The organism is Actinomyces gerencseriae DSM 6844 (assembly GCF_000429265.1).
Classification (GTDB): Bacteria; Actinomycetota; Actinomycetes; order Actinomycetales; family Actinomycetaceae; genus Actinomyces; species Actinomyces gerencseriae.
Genome location: NZ_AUBN01000010.1, coordinates 32,299 through 49,819, shown reverse-complemented (window position 1 = coordinate 49,819; position 17,521 = coordinate 32,299). Strand labels below are relative to the sequence as shown.

At 71.7% G+C, this 17,521-nt stretch carries 14 protein-coding genes and 1 pseudogene; 4 read left to right on the top strand and 11 right to left on the bottom strand.

All coding sequences use genetic code 11. The features are described 5' to 3' along the window. Positions 1-42: 42 nt before the first annotated feature. A complete protein-coding gene (locus tag G448_RS17350) occupies positions 43-1,104 on the bottom strand; it encodes a GNAT family N-acetyltransferase (RefSeq protein ID WP_084436321.1) in 1,062 nt (353 codons plus the stop codon). Between the two features lie 70 nt (positions 1,105-1,174). After that, the gene (locus G448_RS0104375) at positions 1,175-2,299 is read right to left on the bottom strand and encodes a 6-phosphofructokinase (RefSeq protein WP_026407004.1); all 1,125 of its coding nucleotides are present in this window, start codon (positions 2,297-2,299) and stop codon (positions 1,175-1,177) included. Positions 2,300-2,579: 280 nt separating this feature from the next. On the opposite strand from G448_RS0104375, the gene G448_RS0104370 reads away from it, so the two are divergent. Then, positions 2,580-2,933 (top strand): RNA polymerase-binding protein RbpA, encoded by a 354-nt coding sequence (locus G448_RS0104370; RefSeq protein WP_026407003.1) that lies wholly within the window; start codon positions 2,580-2,582, stop codon positions 2,931-2,933. 33 nt (positions 2,934-2,966) lie between these two features. Here the strand turns inward: G448_RS0104370 and G448_RS15045 are convergent, their stop codons facing one another. From G448_RS15045 to G448_RS0104325, 9 genes and pseudogenes are all read right to left on the bottom strand, one after another. Then, the gene (locus tag G448_RS15045) at positions 2,967-3,767 is read right to left on the bottom strand and encodes a polyprenol monophosphomannose synthase (protein ID WP_034494363.1); all 801 of its coding nucleotides are present in this window, start codon (positions 3,765-3,767) and stop codon (positions 2,967-2,969) included. A gap of 30 nt (positions 3,768-3,797) precedes the next feature. After that, positions 3,798-5,354 carry an apolipoprotein N-acyltransferase gene (gene lnt, locus G448_RS0104360; protein ID WP_051268644.1) on the bottom strand — a complete coding sequence of 519 codons (1,557 nt, stop codon included), beginning with the start codon at positions 5,352-5,354 and terminating at the stop codon, positions 3,798-3,800. Between the two features lie 231 nt (positions 5,355-5,585). Then, positions 5,586-6,500, bottom strand: coding sequence for a DUF808 family protein (locus G448_RS0104355; RefSeq protein WP_026407001.1), 915 nt, complete (start codon positions 6,498-6,500; stop codon positions 5,586-5,588). Positions 6,501-6,616: 116 nt separating this feature from the next. Next, positions 6,617-9,577, bottom strand: a complete 2,961-nt coding sequence (locus G448_RS0104350) for a DEAD/DEAH box helicase (protein ID WP_026407000.1) — start codon at positions 9,575-9,577, stop codon at positions 6,617-6,619. A gap of 77 nt (positions 9,578-9,654) precedes the next feature. After that, a pseudogene (locus G448_RS15040) lies at positions 9,655-10,442 on the bottom strand (diacylglycerol/lipid kinase family protein). Between the two features lie 4 nt (positions 10,443-10,446). Beyond that, complete coding sequence (gene tatC / locus G448_RS15035) at positions 10,447-11,331, bottom strand: twin-arginine translocase subunit TatC (RefSeq protein ID WP_034494328.1); 885 nt, start codon at positions 11,329-11,331, stop codon at positions 10,447-10,449. 148 nt (positions 11,332-11,479) lie between these two features. Next, complete coding sequence (gene tatA / locus G448_RS0104335) at positions 11,480-11,743, bottom strand: Sec-independent protein translocase subunit TatA (RefSeq protein ID WP_026406999.1); 264 nt, start codon at positions 11,741-11,743, stop codon at positions 11,480-11,482. Positions 11,744-11,846: 103 nt separating this feature from the next. Then, on the bottom strand, positions 11,847-12,857 hold the full coding sequence (locus tag G448_RS0104330; RefSeq protein ID WP_026406998.1) for a helix-turn-helix transcriptional regulator: 1,011 nt from the start codon (positions 12,855-12,857) through the stop codon (positions 11,847-11,849). 1 nt (position 12,858) lies between these two features. Further along, complete coding sequence (locus G448_RS0104325) at positions 12,859-13,827, bottom strand: helix-turn-helix transcriptional regulator (protein ID WP_390882887.1); 969 nt, start codon at positions 13,825-13,827, stop codon at positions 12,859-12,861. A 145-nt stretch (positions 13,828-13,972) separates the two neighbouring features. On the opposite strand from G448_RS0104325, the gene G448_RS0104320 reads away from it, so the two are divergent. From G448_RS0104320 to G448_RS0104310, 3 genes are all read left to right on the top strand, one after another. Beyond that, positions 13,973-15,145 (top strand): DUF3866 family protein, encoded by a 1,173-nt coding sequence (locus G448_RS0104320; RefSeq protein WP_026406996.1) that lies wholly within the window; start codon positions 13,973-13,975, stop codon positions 15,143-15,145. Positions 15,146-15,209: 64 nt separating this feature from the next. Beyond that, positions 15,210-16,622 carry a sensor histidine kinase gene (locus tag G448_RS0104315; RefSeq protein ID WP_245572177.1) on the top strand — a complete coding sequence of 471 codons (1,413 nt, stop codon included), beginning with the start codon at positions 15,210-15,212 and terminating at the stop codon, positions 16,620-16,622. Further along, positions 16,619-17,425, top strand: a complete 807-nt coding sequence (locus G448_RS0104310) for a response regulator (protein ID WP_026406994.1) — start codon at positions 16,619-16,621, stop codon at positions 17,423-17,425. Before G448_RS0104315 ends, G448_RS0104310 begins: the two co-directional genes overlap by 4 nt. The last annotated feature ends 96 nt before the right edge of the window (positions 17,426-17,521 follow it).

The window sequence follows — 17,521 nt, the reverse complement described above, 5'->3', positions numbered from 1 at the left end:
ACTCGTGAGCGGCGTGCGCGTCGGTCGACGGATCGTCGGTGCTCAACGTTGTCCGTTTCCGCCACTCCGCTTCTCCGCTCCTTCTCCGCTCCCGACACGAGTGCCGGGGCGACGGGCGACGACCTCGAAACGCGTGCACACCACGGGCGTGTCATCATCAACAGCCGGGGGCTCGGCGCCGAGCGAGCCGAGCCACTCGCGGTGCTCGGGGCTCGTCCAGAAGCGTTCGTGACCCTCGCGCCGCTCGGCGACGTCCTCGTAGCCCTCCCCCTCGCCGAGGGCGTGGGGCGGAGCGACCTCGGCGAGCGGGACGACGTCGACGTCAACGATTCCGATCACGCACGCGGGCGTCCCGGCGGAGTCGAGGACGAGCTCTCGGTCACCGGGCGCCGGCAGCCGAGTCCTGGAATCGGCCTTGTAGTCGGCCAGCAGGGCCGTCGTCGCTCGCTTGCCGCCCGTCAGGATCGCCGCCGCGAGCCGATCGCGCAGCGGACCGGGGAACGCGGACTCCCCCGCCGGGAGCAGCTCCCACCCCGCGGGCAGCCAGGTCGCCCGCGGACCGCGGCTGCGGGTGGAGAGGAAGAGCACGGTCGTGGTGTCGTAGAACTCCGTGCTGGACCCGACTCGCTCCATGCCGATGCGGGTCGCCACGCGTTGCGAGGCGACGTTCTCCGGGTCCGCGACGGCGATGATCCGCTCCACCCCCGCGTCGTGCACGGCGTCGAGGACGGCCCGCGCGGCCTCGGTGACATAACCGTGCCCGCAATGCTCGGCCACCTGCCGCCAGCCGATCTCCAGCACGGTCGCCGCTCCCCCGCCCGATGATGGAATCGGCTTGACCATGATGAGCCCGACGGCGGTTCCCGGAACTGCGCGGTCGTCGTCGCCGGAGCCTCTCAACTCGATGAGGCTGAAGCCTTGAACGGGATGGTTCACCAGGCTCATGAAGCGATCCAGGTGCCGGTGCGCCGCGGCCTCGTTCGGCGTGATCGCGGAGGGGATGAAGCGGATGAGATCGGGATTGGCGTGCAGTCGCCGCACGAAGCCGAGGTCGTCGGGAATGAGGGCTCGCAGGCGCAGGCGCTCGGTGAGCAGTGGAATCATGAATGAAGACTGCCATGGCCCCGGCGCGGACGCGCGAAACCGTGGCGGCGGGACCGGACCGATCTCGCGATCAGTCGCCCAGGGCGGTGCCGACGGCCCGCGCCGCCCGGATCCACTCGTGATCGCGGGGCACGTACTTCACCTTTCCGGCCACCTGCTTGAGGGGCACCAGCTCGGTGCCCTGGCCGCGATCGGCGACCATGACGCCGAGCCTCCCGTCGGCGATCGCGTTGGCCCCGGCGACGCCCAGGCGCGTGCCCAGGAGGCGGTCCGCCGCGTTGGGGGTGCCGCCGCGCTGAACGTAGCCCAGGATGGAGACGCGAGCCTCCAGGCCGGTGGCCGCCTCGAGCTGCTCCGCCAGGGTGAAGGTGTTGGCGCGATGCGAGGCCTCCAACCGCTTCACGCCACGCTTGGCCGCGGCCTTGGCCTGCGGAGTGGAGGCGTCCTTGACCAGGGCCTCGGCATGACTGATCTCCTCACGATCGACGACATTGAGCGCCCCCTCGGCAACCGCGACCACGGAGAAGCTCGAACCGTGGGACCGACGGAGCTCGATCTTCTCAGCGATCGCCTCCACGGTGTAGGGGATCTCGGGTAGCAGGATGACATCCGCTCCCCCGGCGATGCCCGCGCCCAGGGTCAACCACCCGGCGCGGTGCCCCATGATCTCGGTGAGGATGATGCGGTGGTGGGAGTGCGCGGTGGAGTGGAGGCGGTCCACCGCCTCGGTGGCGATCTCCAGGGCGGTGGCGAAGCCGAAGGACGTGTCCGTCCTGACGATGTCGTTGTCGATGGTCTTGGGCAGATGGAGGACATTGAGGCCGGCATCCATCAGACGCCTGGCGTTCTTCGCCGTGCCCCCGCCCCCCAGGCACACGAGCGCGTCGAGCTCGTCCCTCGCGTAGTTCTCGACGATGGTCGGAATCATGTCTCGGGCCTCGCCATCGACGACCATGCGATGAACCTTGTCGCGGCTCGTGCCGAGCATGGTGCCGCCCGTGGTCAGAATGCCGGACAGCGAGGGGCCATCGAGCTCGACGAAGCGGTTCTCCGCCAGGCCCCGCATGCCGTCCCGGAAGCCGATGAGCCTCCATCCGTGCTCCTGGATCGCCGCCTTCCCGAAACCGCGGATCGCGGCGTTGAGTCCAGGGGCGTCTCCGCCCGCGGTCAGGATCCCGATGCGCTTGGTGGCCATGGGATCAGTATGCCGCCTGGAGGCGGACCGGGCGGCGCGAGACCGGAACCGGCTCGCGGCGCGCCCGGCGGCGGTGCGTCTCCGTGCTCCCCGGTGCGCCTCGGGGCGCCCGGCGGAGGGGCGGCAGCGGCGCGCGCCGGTAGAGTTGTGATCCGACCATGCTCGGCACCCGTCCGCCTCGGGAATGCCGAGGAGCTCATCGGCGTTGATCCCCGTGCGCCGTTGAGGCGCAGGAGTGTCCGACACGGGCGAGTAGTCGAGCCACGAGAGGGGCGACAGCATGGCAGACCGCGCATTGCGGGGCATGACCATCGGTGCGAAGTCGATGGAGTCCGAGGAGGGCGTCGAGTTCGCCGAGCGGCAGATGATCAGCTACGAGTGCCCGCTCGCGCACGTCGTGGTCGTCCCCATGTCGCTGGAGGCCGAGATCCCCCAGACCTGGGAGTGCCCGGAGTGCGGCCAGGTGGCCGCACTGCGCGGTGAGGAGGAGCCCGAGAGCGAGGAGCCGAAGAAGGCTCCCCGCACCCACTGGGACATGCTGCTCGAGCGCCGCGACATCGACGATCTCAAAGTTCTTCTCGATGAGCGACTCGACATGCTGCGCTCCGGTGAGATCTACCGCGAGCGCTTCTGATCCGAATGCGGTCGGCTGCCGGTCATGCCCGCATCAGGGCCGGCCCGGCGGCCGCCGGCGCCCGTCCGCCCGAGGCCGACCGATGCGGTCGTCCAGCTTCCGGACCGCCTCGGCCAGTTGCGCTCCTCGCTTGGCCAGGCCCCATTTGGTCACCAGGCCCAGCTCCTCGGTGAAGATCCCACCGGAGAGCTTGGACTGTCCCGCCTCGCGCTCCAGGAAGGTGATCGGCATCTCGACGATGCGGCCCCCTACGTCGGCGACCAGCTTGGTCATGTTCACCTGGAAGCCGTAGCCGAGCGCCTCGACCCCGCCCAGGTCCAGGCGGCGCAGGATCGATGCCCGGTAGACGCGGAACCCCGCCGTGGCGTCCTTGACCCGTAGCCCCAGCATGGCGTTGATGTAGAGGTTGCCCCCGCGGGACAAGGCGATGCGCTTGGCGTCCCAACCCTCGGTGGCGCCGCCGGAGACCCAGCGGGAGCCGATGACGAGGTCGGGCTCGTCCGCCATCTCCGCGCGCTGTATGAGCAGGGCCAGGTCCTCCGCGCGGTGGGACCCGTCGGCGTCCATCTCGCAGATCAACTCGTAGCCCGAGGCGAGTCCCCAGGAGAAGCCAGCCAGATAGGCGGGTCCCAGGCCGTTCTTCTCCGCGCGGTGCAGGACGTGGATCCGGTCGTCCTCCCGGGCCCGCGCATCTGCGAGGGCGCCCGTGCCGTCGGGGGAATTGTCGTCGACCACCAGGATGCCGGTCTCGGGAACGGCGTCACGCACACGGTCGAGGGCTCCGGGCAGGGAGTCGATCTCGTTGTAGGTGGGTATGACGACGAGGGCCTTCACAGTTCTTCTCCGATCCTGGCGGACGATGTCTCAGCGCCGGCGGCCCCCGACGGGGGCGAGACGGCGCGTGGCGCTGAACACGATACCGGTTGCCACCAGCGCGACCGCGAACCCGCACAGGACGCGTCCCGGCCAATCGCCCATGACGTCGGCCGGTGTCAGGGAGGTGCGCAGGCCGACATCGGCCACGAGGGCGGCCCGGGTGTAGGGCCGGGTCTCCTGCTCGACGACGCCTTTGGGGCTGATAATCGCGGTGATGCCCACGGTTGAGACCTGGACGACGCCACGGCCGTGGACGACGGCCTGGACCCGCCCCTGGGCGAGCTGCTGGTCGGCCTCGGAGGAGGTCAGGAAGCTCGCGTTGTTGGTGGGGATGACGATCAACTCCCCGCCCTGCCGCACGCCTTCGCGCAGCGTGTCGTCGTAGGCGACCTCGAAGCAGATCCCCATGGCGAGGGAGACGTCGCGATCCTGAGCGGCGGCGCGGACGGTGAGGGTCTGCGGACCGGTTCCCGGAGCCATATCGACGCCGATGCGGTCGACCTGGGCGGAGACCCGTCGTATCAGATCGCGCAAGGGGATGTACTCGGCGAAGGGCACTGGGCGATGCTTGCGGTAGGAGGCGCCCGCGCCCTCGCCCGGCGTCCAGACGATCATGTCGTTGTAGCGCACGTGGTTCCGCTCCTCCTGGGGAACGGCGCCCACGACGATCGGGGCGTCGATCGTCCGCGCCGAGGACTCGACGAGCTCGGCGGTCGCCCGATGCGTGCGCGGGTCGAGGTCCGCGGCGTTCTCCGGCCAGATGACGACGTCGAGGCGGTCCCGTCCGGTATCGGCGGCGAGCTGCTCGGTCGCTCGGGCGTGGTTGCCGGTGACCTCGAGCGCACGGTTGAAGGCGTCCTCGAAGTCCTCGGCGACATTGCCCTGGACGGCGCCCACTGCGAGGGTCCCGTCCTCGGCGGTGTCGTTCACCGGCAGGGCGAGCGGGGCGGACAGGACCAGACCCGCGCAGATCGCCGTCGTCAGGGCGGTCCATGCCGCCCGTGCACGAACGGCGTGGACGGTCTCGAACACGCAGGCGCCGACGAGGGCGACCAGGAGCGACAGGCCGATCGAGCCGCCGTACGCGGCGAAGGGGAGCATGGGGGCGTCGGCCATGGCGAACGCGAGGCGCCCGAAGGGGAAGCCGCCCCACGGCCAGCTGGAGCGCAGTTCCTCGACGCCGCACCACAGCACGGCGAAGGAGAGGATTCGTGCCGCGACGGCGCTCCCCGCTCGGGGACCGACGTCGGCCAGGACGGGTATCCGGCTCACCAGTGCCCATGCCGCGCCCAGGACGACCATGTAAAGGGCCTGGACGACGGTCAGCGCCGCCCAGCCGATCGGGTTGCCCATCGCGACGGCGGTGAAGTGCAGCAGGGGCGCGAAGAGGACGATCCCGAAGACGAGCCCCAGCCCGGCTCCCGTCCACACGCCTCGCCCTCGGAGCGTACCCGCGAGCAGTGCCAGACCGAACGGTGCCGCCCACCACATGTCCTTGGGCGGGAAGGCGGAGGTCACGGCCAGTCCCGCCAGCGCAGCGGCCAGGACGGGGGCGCAATGGCGCAGTACGGCCGGACTCCGCAGGCGAGACCGTATCGCGCCGTCGACTGCGGCCGAGCGCTCGGCGCCGAGGGCGGGGGGTGTGAGGTCGGGCGGTGTCACGACCTGAAGCATAGGGCCGGGTCGCGTCCCGATCCCCGTCCGAGAGTCACCGCCCGGCGAAGGCGCGCGGTTGCGGTCCGCCGCTTCCGACCGACCGGAATCGAGGGGCTCCCCTCAGGTCCGGCGACGGTGCGCCATGGCGCGATGCACGGGCCGCCAGGCCAGCGCCAGCAGTGCGCCGACGACCATCCCGATGAGGCAGGACATGGCGGTCCCGGTGATCCAGGACAGGAGCGAGTTATGAGCGAGCTCCTCGGCCCACTCGATGGCGTGGTGCAACGGGTGGAAGCCGACCTTGGCGAGATTGACCGCCAGGATGTGGCCGCCGACCCACAGCATCGCCACGGTGCCCACGATCCCGATACCGGTGAAGAGCGACGGAGCGCTGGACGCCACGGCGCGGCCGAGGGAGCGCGAGGCCCTCGTGCGGCCCCTCACGGCCAGGTGAGCCCCGGCGTCATCGATCTTGATGAGCGCCCCGACCAGCCCGTAGACCGCGAAGGTGATGAGCAGGGCGATCATGACCAGGACGACGACACGTCTGATGGATGACTCCCCCTGCACCTCGGCGAGGGCGAGCAGCATGATCTCCGTGGACAGGACGAAGTCGGTGGTGATGGCGCGCTTGACGATCGCGGCCTCGTCCACCGGCGTCTCCTCGGCGGGGTGGTCAGGGCCGAGGACGCGCTCCAGGATCTTCTCCCCGCCCTCGAAGCACAGGTAGGTCCCGCCGACGACGAGCGCCACGGGCAGGAGAGCGGGCGCCACCGCCGTCAGCAGCAGCCCGATCGGCAGGATGATGAGGAGCTTGTTGCGAAGCGAGCCCAGCGTGACCCTCTTGATGATCGGCAGCTCGCGGTCCGGCGTGATGCCGGTGACGTACTGCGGCGTGGCGGCGACGTCGTCGACCGCGGCGGCCGAGACCTTCGCGGATGCCTTGACGGCCGCGGCGGCCGTGTCGTCGATGGTCGATACCGTCAGCTTGGCGAGCGTGGCGATGTCGTCGAGAAGAGCGAAGAAGCCTGACATGGGGTCCGGAGGTCCTGTCGTCGTGCTGCGGCTCCGAGCGGGAGCCCGGCCGTGATGAGACTATCCGCCCTGAACGGCCGATGGGCGCCCCGCTCATGGGCAGGACGCCCCGACGATCACACCGGGGACCAGCCCACCACTCCCCTGTTGACATCGAGACTCGCCCGGGCGGCGCTCACGGACAGCATCTCGATGGCGCGACGCCGATCGGGCGCGCTCTCCTCGGTCGTCGTGAGGCAGGCCAGCTGCCCGAGCACGTCGAGGAGCTGCTTGGACCAGCGCACGAAGTCGCCGGCGGTCAGCTCGCAGTCCTGAAGGACCTCGGCCAGGTCGGCGCCCTCGGCCCACGCCCTCACGGCACCCGCCAGAGCCGGCTCGGCGCCGCTGGAGGACTCGATCCGCGCCAGGGCCTCCAGGTCGTTGATGGCGCGGGACAGACGGACCTCCTCGCGCAGCACCGCTCCCAAGCGGGAGTCCGGCGCCACGGGCAGACCGATGGACTGCACCGCCAGACGCGGCTCGTACACGCAGGCCGACACCGCTGCGGCCAGGTCGGCGGAGGCGAGCCCGTCCCACAGGCCGTGGCGCAGGCACTCCGAGACGAGCAGGTCCCGTTCGGCGTAGACGCGCGCCAGCATCCGCCCGGCGTCGGTGACCCGCAGCTCGCGCTCCGGATGCCCGCGATCGACGGGCCGGAGATAGCCCAGCTCGATGAGCACCTCGCACACGGCGTCGAAAAGACGGGCGATCGTGCCGGTGCGACTGTCCACCCGGGCCTGGAGGCGCTCCGCCTCGGCGCGGGCGCGCAACCACTTGCGTCCCGTGCGGGCGTGCTCCTCGCGATCGGGGCATGCGTGGCAGGGGTGCGCGCGCATTCGGTGGCGCAACTCCTCCACGCGCGCGGCACCGTCCCGCTCATGCCCACCATCGCCTCCGCGTCCCCGACGCCGTCCGGGTCGGGCGTGCTCCAGGTCCCCCGAGCGCAGGGCGCTGATCAGACGCTCCGTCAGGCGCTCGCGATCCCGGGGCCTGCGCACGTTGACGCCGGGCGCGACCTTCAGAGAACCGACCCGGACGACGCCCTCGGGAGCGGTGTCCGGCGACAGGGTCAGGACCCGGGAGTCCTCCCCCAGGACCGTCAGGATGGGCGCGCCGGTGCGATCCGCGCCCTGATCCAGGACGACGGCGTGCTTGTGACGGCGTCCCCGGCGATGGATGATGATGTCGCCTCGGCTCAGCGAGGTCATGGCGCGTGCGGCTTTCTCGCGGCCCGCGGTGCGACCGGCCCGGGAGAGATCGGCCTCGGCGTCGGCGATGCGCTGGCGCAGGCGTGCGTACTCGCGGAAGTCTCCGAGGTGACAGGTCATCTGCTCCTCCATGGCGGTGAGGCTCCGGCGCATCCTGCGGGCCTCGGCGGCGAGCTCGACGACGCCGCGGTCGGCCTGGTACTGGGCGAAGGAGGACTCCAGCACCTCGCGGGCCCGGGTCCGCGAGGCGCGCCCGAGCAGATTGACCGCCATGTTGTACGTGGGCCGGAAGGCCGAGACGAGCGGGTAGGTGCGCCGCGACGCCAGCGAGGAGACGAAGGCGGGGTCGACCCCGTCGGCGGCCAGGACGACGGCGTGCCCCTCCGTGTCGATGCCGCGTCTCCCGGCTCGTCCGGTCAACTGGGTGTACTCGCCCGGGCTCAGGGTGGCGTGGGCCGACCCGTTCCACTTGCGCAGGGATTCCAGGACCACGGTGCGGGCGGGCATATTGATGCCGAGGGCCAGAGTCTCGGTGGCGTAGACGACCTTGACCAGGCCCGCGCTGAAGAGCTCCTCGACGGTCTCCTTGAAGACGGGGAGAAGACCGGCGTGGTGGGCGGCCACGCCCCGCTCCAAGGCGTGCGCCCAGCCGTGGAACCCCAGCACGCTCAGGTCTGTTGCGGGGATCTCGGCCATGTGCCGGTCGATGACCTGACGGATCCGAGCCGCCTCGGCGTCGGTGGTCAGGCTGATGCCGGCGCTCACGGCCTGGTGGACGGCCTGTTCGCAGCCGGCACGCGAGAACACGAACACGATCGCCGGGAGGAGGTCGGCCTCCTCGAGGGCCGTGACGACCGCGACCCGTGACGGCGGGCGCAGGTCCGCGGCGCGGGCTCCGGTGCCGCCGCGGCGCGGCGCCCGGCCGCCTCGCCGGCTCCGCCCCCGCCGCCACGACTGGGACGGAGGGCCTCCGGCCGGGCCGTGGCCGGAGGCGGACGAGTCCTCCCCCGCTGCCGCGCGGCGAGCCCTGGCCAGGGCCTTGAGCAGGGCCGGGTTGAGCGGGGGCCGGACTGCCGGCGCGCTGCCGCCGGACACGGGCGCCGAGGCCGATGACGACGATGACGGCGATGACGGCGATGACGGCGATGATGTCATCGTGTGGAGGTCGAGCAGTCGCCGTCCGACCATCATGTGCTGGATCAGGGGCACCGGGCGGTGCTCGGAGACGACAACAGCCGTGCGGCCGCGCACCTGCCCGAGCCAGTCTCCGAACTCCTCGGCGTTCGAGACGGTCGCCGACAGGGAGACCACCTGCACCTCGGGCGCCAGGTGGATGATGACCTCCTCCCACACCGGGCCGCGGAACCGATCGGCGAGGTAGTGGACCTCGTCCATGACCACGAAGCCGAGGCGAGCCAGATCGCGCGAGCCCGAGTAGAGCATGTTGCGCAGGACCTCGGTCGTCATGACGATGATGTCGGCGCGAGGGTTGACCGAGGTGTCGCCGGTCAGCAGACCAACGCGCTCCGCCCCGTGGCGCGCCAGCAGATCGAGGTACTTCTGGTTGGACAGGGCTTTGATGGGCGCGGTGTAGAAGGCCTTGAGGCCCTTGGCCAGCGCCAGGTGGATGGCGAACTCGCCGACGACGGTCTTGCCGGCCCCCGTGGGCGCGGCCACCAGGACGCCCTCGCCGCGCTCGAGCGCCTCGCACCCGCGGACCTGGAAGTCGTCGAAGGGGAAGTCGTAGGAATCGGTGAAGCGGGCGAGCTCGCCGCGGGATGCCGCCTGTCGGCGTCGTGCGGCGGCATAACGTTCAGCGGGCGAGCTCATGGCGCAAGCCTACGGGCGCCGCCGCCGTTCCGCCCGGGCCCGTTATGAACATGTACGGCCGCGCTCGGCGTCACGTCTCAGCAGCGCGGCAGCAGGACCGAGACGACATCGCGCACGGCCTCCAGGCGCAGTGGCGGGCCGGCGACGGCCTCGCCGTCGGCCATGGGGCACGGCGGCGCGCGCAGCCCGGCCCGTGGGGAAAGGGCCTCGATGGTCAGGGCGCGGGAGCGCTCGAGATGGACCGCCGGGTCGCCCAGGTGGGCGCCGGAGAAGATCCGTGCCAGCAGTCCGAGGAGTCTGACCCGGCCCACCGGATCCAGGCGGAGCACGTCCAGGAGGCCGTCGGCGGCGTCAGCACGGGGAGACAGGTCCATGCCGCCGCCGATGTAGCGGGTGTTGGCGGCCGCGACCAGCAGGGCCGCCCCCCTCCCAGGTCCCGGAGTCGGTGGTGAGCCGGTAGCCGTAGGGCTCCAGGCCGGCCAGCTCGCCCAGCACGGCGCAGGTAGCGCCCCTCCCCCGCCGGCCAGGTCAGCGTGTTCGCACGGGCGTTGACGGCCGCGTCCAGTCCCGCGGAGACGACGGCCAGGGACCACTCGTGCTCCTCGGGCACGGGCGAGCCGTCGGGGCGGGTGGCGTGAACGGCGTCCAGGCGGGCGACGCGCCCCTCGCTGCGCAGGGCCGCGTCGATGACCGCGACCGAGGCGGTCACGTCGCGGCGGGGCAGGCGGAGGTGGCGGGCGATGTCGTTCCCCGTCCCCACGGCGGCGATGCCCAGTGGCACTCCCGTGGTCGCGACGACATCGAGGCCGAGGTGGGTCGGAGGGGGTCGGGGGATCCGAGCGGACGGGGAGTCGGAGCGTCGCAGCGGCTCAGGCCTCGTCGCCGGCGCTCGTCGGCTCGACGGCGGACGGGGGTTTCGAGATCGCGGGTGCGGGCCTCGACAGTGCCGCGTCGAGCTCGGCGTCGAGCTCGGCGCGCCTCCTCTCCACCCGCCTGTCGTGCTGGATCGAGATGAGGCAGGCCAGGAAGTACAGGCCGGTGACGGGCAGGGCCATGAAGATCATGGACCAGGGATCGGGCAGGGGATTGGCGAAGGCCATGAAGGTGAAGATGCCCACCACGGCCCAGCGCCAGCCCTTGATCATGGTCCTGCCCTTCATCAGCCCGAGCATGTTGAGAGCCACGAGCAGCTCGGGCAGCAGGAAGGCGATTCCGAAGACCAGGACGAGCCGCATGATGAAGGACAGGTACAGGCCGGCGCCGATGACTCCCGCAGTGGGGCCGCTGGGAATGAAACCAGTGAGGATGATCACCGCGTGCGGCATGATCCACATGCCCAGGGCGGCACCGGAGGCGAACAGCACGAGCCCGGTCAGCCCGTACACCCAGGTGTAGGCCTTCTCCCTGCGAGTCATACCGGGTCCGACGTACGCCCAGAACTCGTACATCCACAAGGGGGAGGAGAACAGGATGCCGAGCCAGATCGAGACCTTGAGCTTCATGTCGAAGGAGGCCAGGATCGTATCGAAGTTCAGCGTCAGATTGGCGCCCCTGGCGTTAGCCGCATCGATGGGGCGCGTGATGAGGGAGAAGGCCTGGTCGTAGACGAGGTAACCCACCACGGCCATGGCCAGGACGCCCAGCGCCGAGATGAAGAGCCGGTTGCGCAACTCGCGCAGGTGGTCCCCGATGGACATGCGTGCCTCGGGATTGTCCCTGCGCCTCGATCGCTTGATCTTCGGAAGCTTGGCCACCGCGGCCTCCTTACTCACCGGTTTTCAGAACTGCCCCGAGATGTGCTCTCGATGCCCGAGGAGCGCGCCTGTGCGACGTCGACGCCCGTTCGCACCCCTCCCGGCCCCTCCGCCCTCGTCGACGGCGGGCCCGCGAGCAGTGGCGGGGTTACTGCTGAGCGGATCCCTCGGGGCTCTGAGCGGCGCTCTGCCCGGGCTGCGTGGGCCGGGTGTAGTAGGTGCCCTCCTGAGGCTGCTGGATCTGGGCCTTGGGCTGGGTGTCGTCGTCCTCCTCGCGCAGATCCTTGATCTCCTTCTTGAAGACCTTCATGGACTGCCCCACGCTCTTGGCCATGTCGGGCAGCCTGTTGGAGCCGAAGACCAGCAGGATCACGATGAGCAGGACGACGATATGCCAGGTCTGGAATCTCATGGCGTACTCCTTCGACGGACGGGAAACGGGTCGTGCCGATACGCTCCGAGTCTAGCCTCCGTGAGGGCCCTGCCCGAACGACCCCCTGAGGCGCTGGCCGCATTCACCCGGAGGCGGACGCGCCCGCCGAGGACGGGTCGGCCCCGTAGCGGGTCAGAGCGCGTCCGGCCGTCGCGGCCGCCTCCTGAGCCAGGTCGGCCGGCTCGACGGCGATCAGGTGCCTGCCCGCTGACAGCACCAGCCCTATGAGCCAGGCGCGATCGCGCCCGCGCACCGTCGCCGTCATGGTGCCATCGGCTCTCTCGGCCACGTCCTCGCAGCGCACCTGCTCCACCAGCCACCGACCGCCGGGGGCCAGGGTGAGGACGGCGGTCTGCTGCGATCCACCGGACCCGCCGGGCCCATCGCGCCGACGACGCGCGCGATGGGCCGTCGCGGGGGCGTCCAGGCGGGTGGCGTCCAGGATCCGGTCGAGTCGGAAGAACCGCTCCTCCCCGGTGCGCAGGCACCATGCGCGCAGGGTCAGGTGCGTGCCATCGGTCATCAGCTCGAGCGGATCGACCTCGCGCACCGAACGAGCATCGGTGGCCGAGACGTAGGACAGCCGCAGTCGCCGACGCTCGGCCAGAGCGCGTCGAACGACTCGCAGCACCGGGGAGCCCGCCTCCCGGCCGAGGGCGTCGCTCCCCCGATCCGCCGACGTCGCGGGCGGCGCCGCATCACCGCCGACCGCCTTCGAGAGCGCGGTCCGCGCTCCCTGCACGGCGGCCGCGGACTCGGCGTCGCCCGCCAGGACGCGTCCGAGCACGCGCAGGGACAGGAGCAGGGCGATCGCCTCCTGATGCGACAGGCGCACCGGCCGGTCGAGACCGAGCGGCTCGGTCAGGCTCAGGCGCCCCGCCTCGAACGCATCGGCCGAGAAATCGACGAGGTCCTCCGGCATGCCACCGGGCAGCCCCGAGACCCACAGGGTCTCCACGTCGCCGCGAATCACCTCGGGCGCGACTCCGAAGTGGGTCGCGGCCTCCTCGAAGGTCGCGCCGTCGTTGTCGGCGACCCAGGCGGGCAGGGCCAGGAGCCGGACGAGGCGATCGGTGGAGCTGCGCCGGGCCACGTCAGCGGCCCTCCGGTCCGAGGGCGGCGGCTCCGGTCAGGTGGGCCACGACGTCGTCGCGCAGCCGCCGCGGGCCCATGACCACGACGGCATCGGCCAGAGCCGCCAGCGAACCCGCGAAGGCGAAGCGGTCGGCGTAGGGCACGGCCAGCAGGTCCCAGCCCTCCGGCACTGCGCGGGCGGTCGGCGCGTCATGGTCCGCGACCGCTCTCGCCCGGGCCCTCAGCTGCAGGGCCCGGCCCGGAGCAGCCGCGACGAGCGCCTCACGGGTGTCCGACTCGCCGTCCTCGGGGCGGGTGAAGGCGCCGGGTTCGGACAGGGCCGACACCTCCCCGATGATCCGCGCCAGGCGGAACGTGCGGAGTGCCCCGGCATCGAGATCCAGGGCGTCGAGGTACCAGGCGCCCTCGCTCATCCGCAGCCGGTGCGGCTCGACGGTGCGGGTGCGGGTCGTGCCCGAGGACGCCGAGACGTAGACGAAGGACACGACCCGCCGTTCGTCCACGGCGGCGGCCAGCCGAGGTGGGATCTCATCGCCGGACAGGTCGATGGTGAGGTCCACGAGTCCACCCGCGCGAGGGTCGTCGGCGACCACGGCGCGGATCTTGGTCAGCGCACGGCGGGCGGCGGCGGTCAGCTCGCCCGAGCGCCAGGCGGAGGCCGCCAGGTCCACCGCGGACGCCTCCCGGGCGGTCAGAGTCACATCGGGCAGGACGTAGTCGTCCTCCGCGATCGAGTAGCGGCTCCCCTCCCCCCGACCGGTGGTGGTGATCGCAATGCCGAGGTCGCGCAGGATCCCCTTGTCGCGCTCGAACATGCGCCGAGCGGCCTCGTTCCCGCGTCCGCCGTAGCCGGCCACCCTCTCCACCACCTCCGCCGCCGTCAGACCGACGACGGTGTTGCGCAGGGCCAGCAGCAGGTTGACCTGACGCTCCTCGGCGGGGATCGTCTGGTCGGGCGCACGTGTCACGGTCACAGCGTAGGGTCACCGGCGGCGCCCGGACCGCCGGGACGGGGAGTGTTGGGGGCATGATGCTGCTCGGGGCCGGGCCGGGGAGGCCCGGCGGAGGGCCGGCAGGGGGCACGGCGGCATCGGGAACCGGTACGGTTCGTCCATGATGTGGCGTGACGGCGAGGTCCTGGCACTGCGGCGCGACTGGGGGCCGGCGGGCAGGCGATGCGCGGAACTGGATGCGCGTGTGGTGGTGGCGCCCGCGGGCGCCACCACTCTCATGGCCGGCGAGGAGCTGCGCGCCGTCGCCTACGAGGCCATCACCGGGATCCCCTCGATCGGGGAGGGAGTGCGCCTGGAGGTCTCGGCCCTCGACCGCGTACTCGGCACCGGTGGGCACGCCATGGTGTGCGCGCGACCGGACGTCCTGCCCGCCGACCCGCCGCGTGAGGGCCACCTCGTCAAGGCCCGCTACATGCCCGACCAGGTCATGGTCGCCGGCGTCGATGAGCAGGGCACTGACCACCACGGCCTGCTGGCCCGGCCGATCGACGACCTCGACCTGGGGGGGATGCCTGCGGTGGTGGCCGACCTGCACTCGAGCCTGCCCGCGGTGCTGGCCGGGATGCGGACCCGCGAGGGCGAGCAGCAGCCGCGCGTCGCCTACGTCATGACCGACGGCGGGGCGCTCCCCCTGGCCTACTCCCGCCTCGTCGCCGCCCTGAGCCGGGCCGGATGGCTGGCCGGGACCGTGACGGCCGGGCAGGCCTGGGGGGGCGACATCGAGGCGGTCAGCATCCACAACGCTCTCTTGGCGGCCCGGCACGTCCTGCGCGCCGACGCCGCCGTCGTCACCCAGGGCCCGGGGAACCTGGGCACCGAGACGCCCTGGGGCTTCTCCGGGGTGGCCTGCGGGGACGCGGTCAACGCCATCGCCGCGCTGGGCGGGCGCCCGGTGGCCTGCCTGCGCGTCTCCCAGGCCGATGCGCGCCCCCGCCACCGGGGCGTCTCCCACCACTCGATGACCGCCTACGGGCGGGTCGCGCTGGCGGCCGCCGATGTCGTCGTCCCCGGTCTGGACGGGCCTTCGGGGGCTCGGGTTCGCCGGGAGGCGGACGTCCTGTGCGCGCCGCGACGGGGTGCTGCGCAGCACCGGCTCATCGAAATCCCCTCCGGCGGGCTCCTGGAGCGTCTGCACGCGGCCGAGGAGGAGATCGGGGTGAGGCTGTCCACCATGGGGCGGGGCCTCGAGGAGGACGCGGCCGCCTTCCTCGCCGCGGCCGCCGCCGGGCGCCATGTGCGCCGCGTCCTGGATGAGGAGGCGGTCAATGGCTGACCGGGACGGCCGAACAGATGGAGCACGCTCTCATTCGGCCCCCCGCGCGGGCGGCGCGACGAGCGTGAACGCGCCAGTCGATACGGTGGCGGTGTCCCTGACGACGGATCTGTCGGCGGCCTACGACTGGCGCTCCCGTCACCGCACGGTGCCGGGGCGGGCGAGCCGGTGGTCACGGCACTCCGTCCCGGTCGTGGACATCGCCCTGGGTACCGTCTTCCTTGTCTTCGCCCTGGAGACGGCGACCTTCGTCCTCCGTTTCGGCGCCTACGCCGTCTACGTGGCGGACGTCGCCCTGTGCCTGGCACTGGCACTGACGCAGTTCGGTCGGCTGCGCCTCCTGCGCGTCTCCTTCATCGCGACCTACGCCCTGCTGGCGGCCTACGCGGTCCTCGTGGCCCTCTCCCCGGTCAACCTGGGACTCAATCCGATCATCGCCACAGCGGTCACCAGTCTCTACACCGTCACCCGCTGGGAGCCCGACCGGCGCTGGGGCACGGCGGCGCTCCTGCTGGCCCTGGCGGGCGCCCTGGTCAACCCGGTCACCGTCGCCTCCTACGCCAGACCCTATGAGTCCGGCGCCGACCCGGCGACGGACTCCGGCTGGAACGGGACCGCCCTGATGGTTCGCACGCTCACCGGCCTGGTCTTCGCCAGCGCGGTGGTCCTGACCTACCTGCTGGCCTCCTCCCGGCGGCGAATCGCCGAGAACCAGGCCCGCGACGTCGGCATCGCCGCGGCCCAGGCGGTCGCGGCCGAGCGCCTCAGTCTGGCCAGAGAGCTCCACGATCTCGTGGGCCACAGTCTCACCACGATCAAGGTGCAGGCCGCCACCGGGCTGGCCCTGGGCGGCGAGGAACGGCTGCGGAGCACCCTGATCACCGTGCGCGACACCGCCGACGCCTCCCTGACCTCCGTGCGCCGGCTCGTCTCCGTCCTGCGCTCCGACGCCGGCGAGATCACTCCGCCGGCGGACCTGCGCACCATTCCGGCCCTCATCGAGACCATTCGCGGATCGGGCGCCCGGATCAACGCCGTGCTCCCCGAACCAGGGGTTCTGGAGCGCTGCAACGCGGCATGGTCGGCGATACAGCGCCTCACCCTCGTCCGTCTCGTCGGGGAGGCCCTGACCAACGCCGTCAGGCACGGAACCGGTCAGATCGAGCTGGACCTGACGATCGTCAACGGCCCCTCCGCCACCGCCCCGGCGTCCTGCCGCCTTCACGTCGCCAACCCGGTGCCCGAGTCCTTGGAGCACCCTCCGTTCGGCGGCAGCGGGCTCATCGGCCTGGAGGAGCGTCTCAGGCTCGTGGGCGGGACCATGGCCCATGGCGTTCAGGGCGATGACGAGGGACGCAGCTTCTTCACCCTCGACGTCGACTTCCCGGTGGCACCGTTCGAGCCGTCCGCGGGCTCCACGGTCCCGGACCAGCACCCCGGTGAGACAGAATCAACAGAATCAGGAGACTCCAGATGACCCCCGGTGCGACCAGTGCGATCAGGGTCGCCGTCGTCGACGACCAGCCGCTGCTGGTGAGCGCCTTCAGCGCCCTCGTGGGCGCGCAGCCCGATATGGAGGTCGTGCTGGAGGCCGTCGATGGGCGCCAGGCCGTCGACCGCCTCATCGGTCTCCTCGCTCGGGCCCCTGACTCTCACTGCGGGGCCGACCTGGTGCTCATGGACCTGAGGATGCCGGTTCTCGACGGGGTCGGCGCCATCCGCGAGCTGCGGGCCGCACCGGCCGCCTCCTCCCTACGAATCCTGGTCCTGACCACCTTCGACGACGACGACCTCGTCCTGGCTGCCCTGGGCGCCGGCGCCCACGGCTTCCTCCTCAAGGACGCCGAGCCGGGGACGCTGCTCGAGGCGATCCGCGTCGTCGCCCGCGGCGGGGCCTGGTTGGACCCGGCCGTCACCGGCACCGTCCTGGCCCACCTCGATACAAGTGCCGATAGGAGCGCCGGCACGAGCACTGTCATGGCCACGGGCGCCGGTACGGATGCCCCGCGGCCCCCGACTCCGCCGGCGGTACCGGTCGGTGGCGCCGTACCCGTCGTCGGGGCGCCGTCGGGACCCTACGAGCCCCTGACGGAGCGCGAGGACGCCGTGCTGGCCCTGGTGTGCCGGGGGCTGAGCAACGCCCAGATCGGTGAGCGGCTCCATGTCGCCGAGTCCACGGTGAAGTCCCACGTCAAGGCCGTCCTGGGCAAGACCGGATGCCGCAATCGGGTCGAGCTGGTCATCTACGCCCTGACGACGGAGCTCGTCCGGCCGCAGTGACCTCCTCCCCAAGAGGGAGACGCGGTGGCGGTGGCGGGCACCGGCCGTACCCCTGGTGGGGATCCGCCGCAGTGCCGTCGCGCACGAGCATGGGGC

What these genes read in the sequence shown, in the direction of transcription:
- G448_RS0104320 (WP_026406996.1), top strand. Translation starts at nt 13,973, where the DNA reads ATGATGTGGCGTGACGGCGAGGTCCTGGCACTGCGGCGCGACTGGGGG.
- G448_RS0104350 (WP_026407000.1), bottom strand. Translation starts at nt 9,577, where the DNA reads ATGAGCTCGCCCGCTGAACGTTATGCCGCCGCACGACGCCGACAGGCG.
- G448_RS0104355 (WP_026407001.1), bottom strand. Translation starts at nt 6,500, where the DNA reads ATGTCAGGCTTCTTCGCTCTTCTCGACGACATCGCCACGCTCGCCAAG.
- tatA (WP_026406999.1), bottom strand. Translation starts at nt 11,743, where the DNA reads ATGAGATTCCAGACCTGGCATATCGTCGTCCTGCTCATCGTGATCCTG.
- G448_RS0104310 (WP_026406994.1), top strand. Translation starts at nt 16,619, where the DNA reads ATGACCCCCGGTGCGACCAGTGCGATCAGGGTCGCCGTCGTCGACGAC.
- G448_RS17350 (WP_084436321.1), bottom strand. Translation starts at nt 1,104, where the DNA reads ATGATTCCACTGCTCACCGAGCGCCTGCGCCTGCGAGCCCTCATTCCC.
- G448_RS0104375 (WP_026407004.1), bottom strand. Translation starts at nt 2,299, where the DNA reads ATGGCCACCAAGCGCATCGGGATCCTGACCGCGGGCGGAGACGCCCCT.
- G448_RS0104370 (WP_026407003.1), top strand. Translation starts at nt 2,580, where the DNA reads ATGGCAGACCGCGCATTGCGGGGCATGACCATCGGTGCGAAGTCGATG.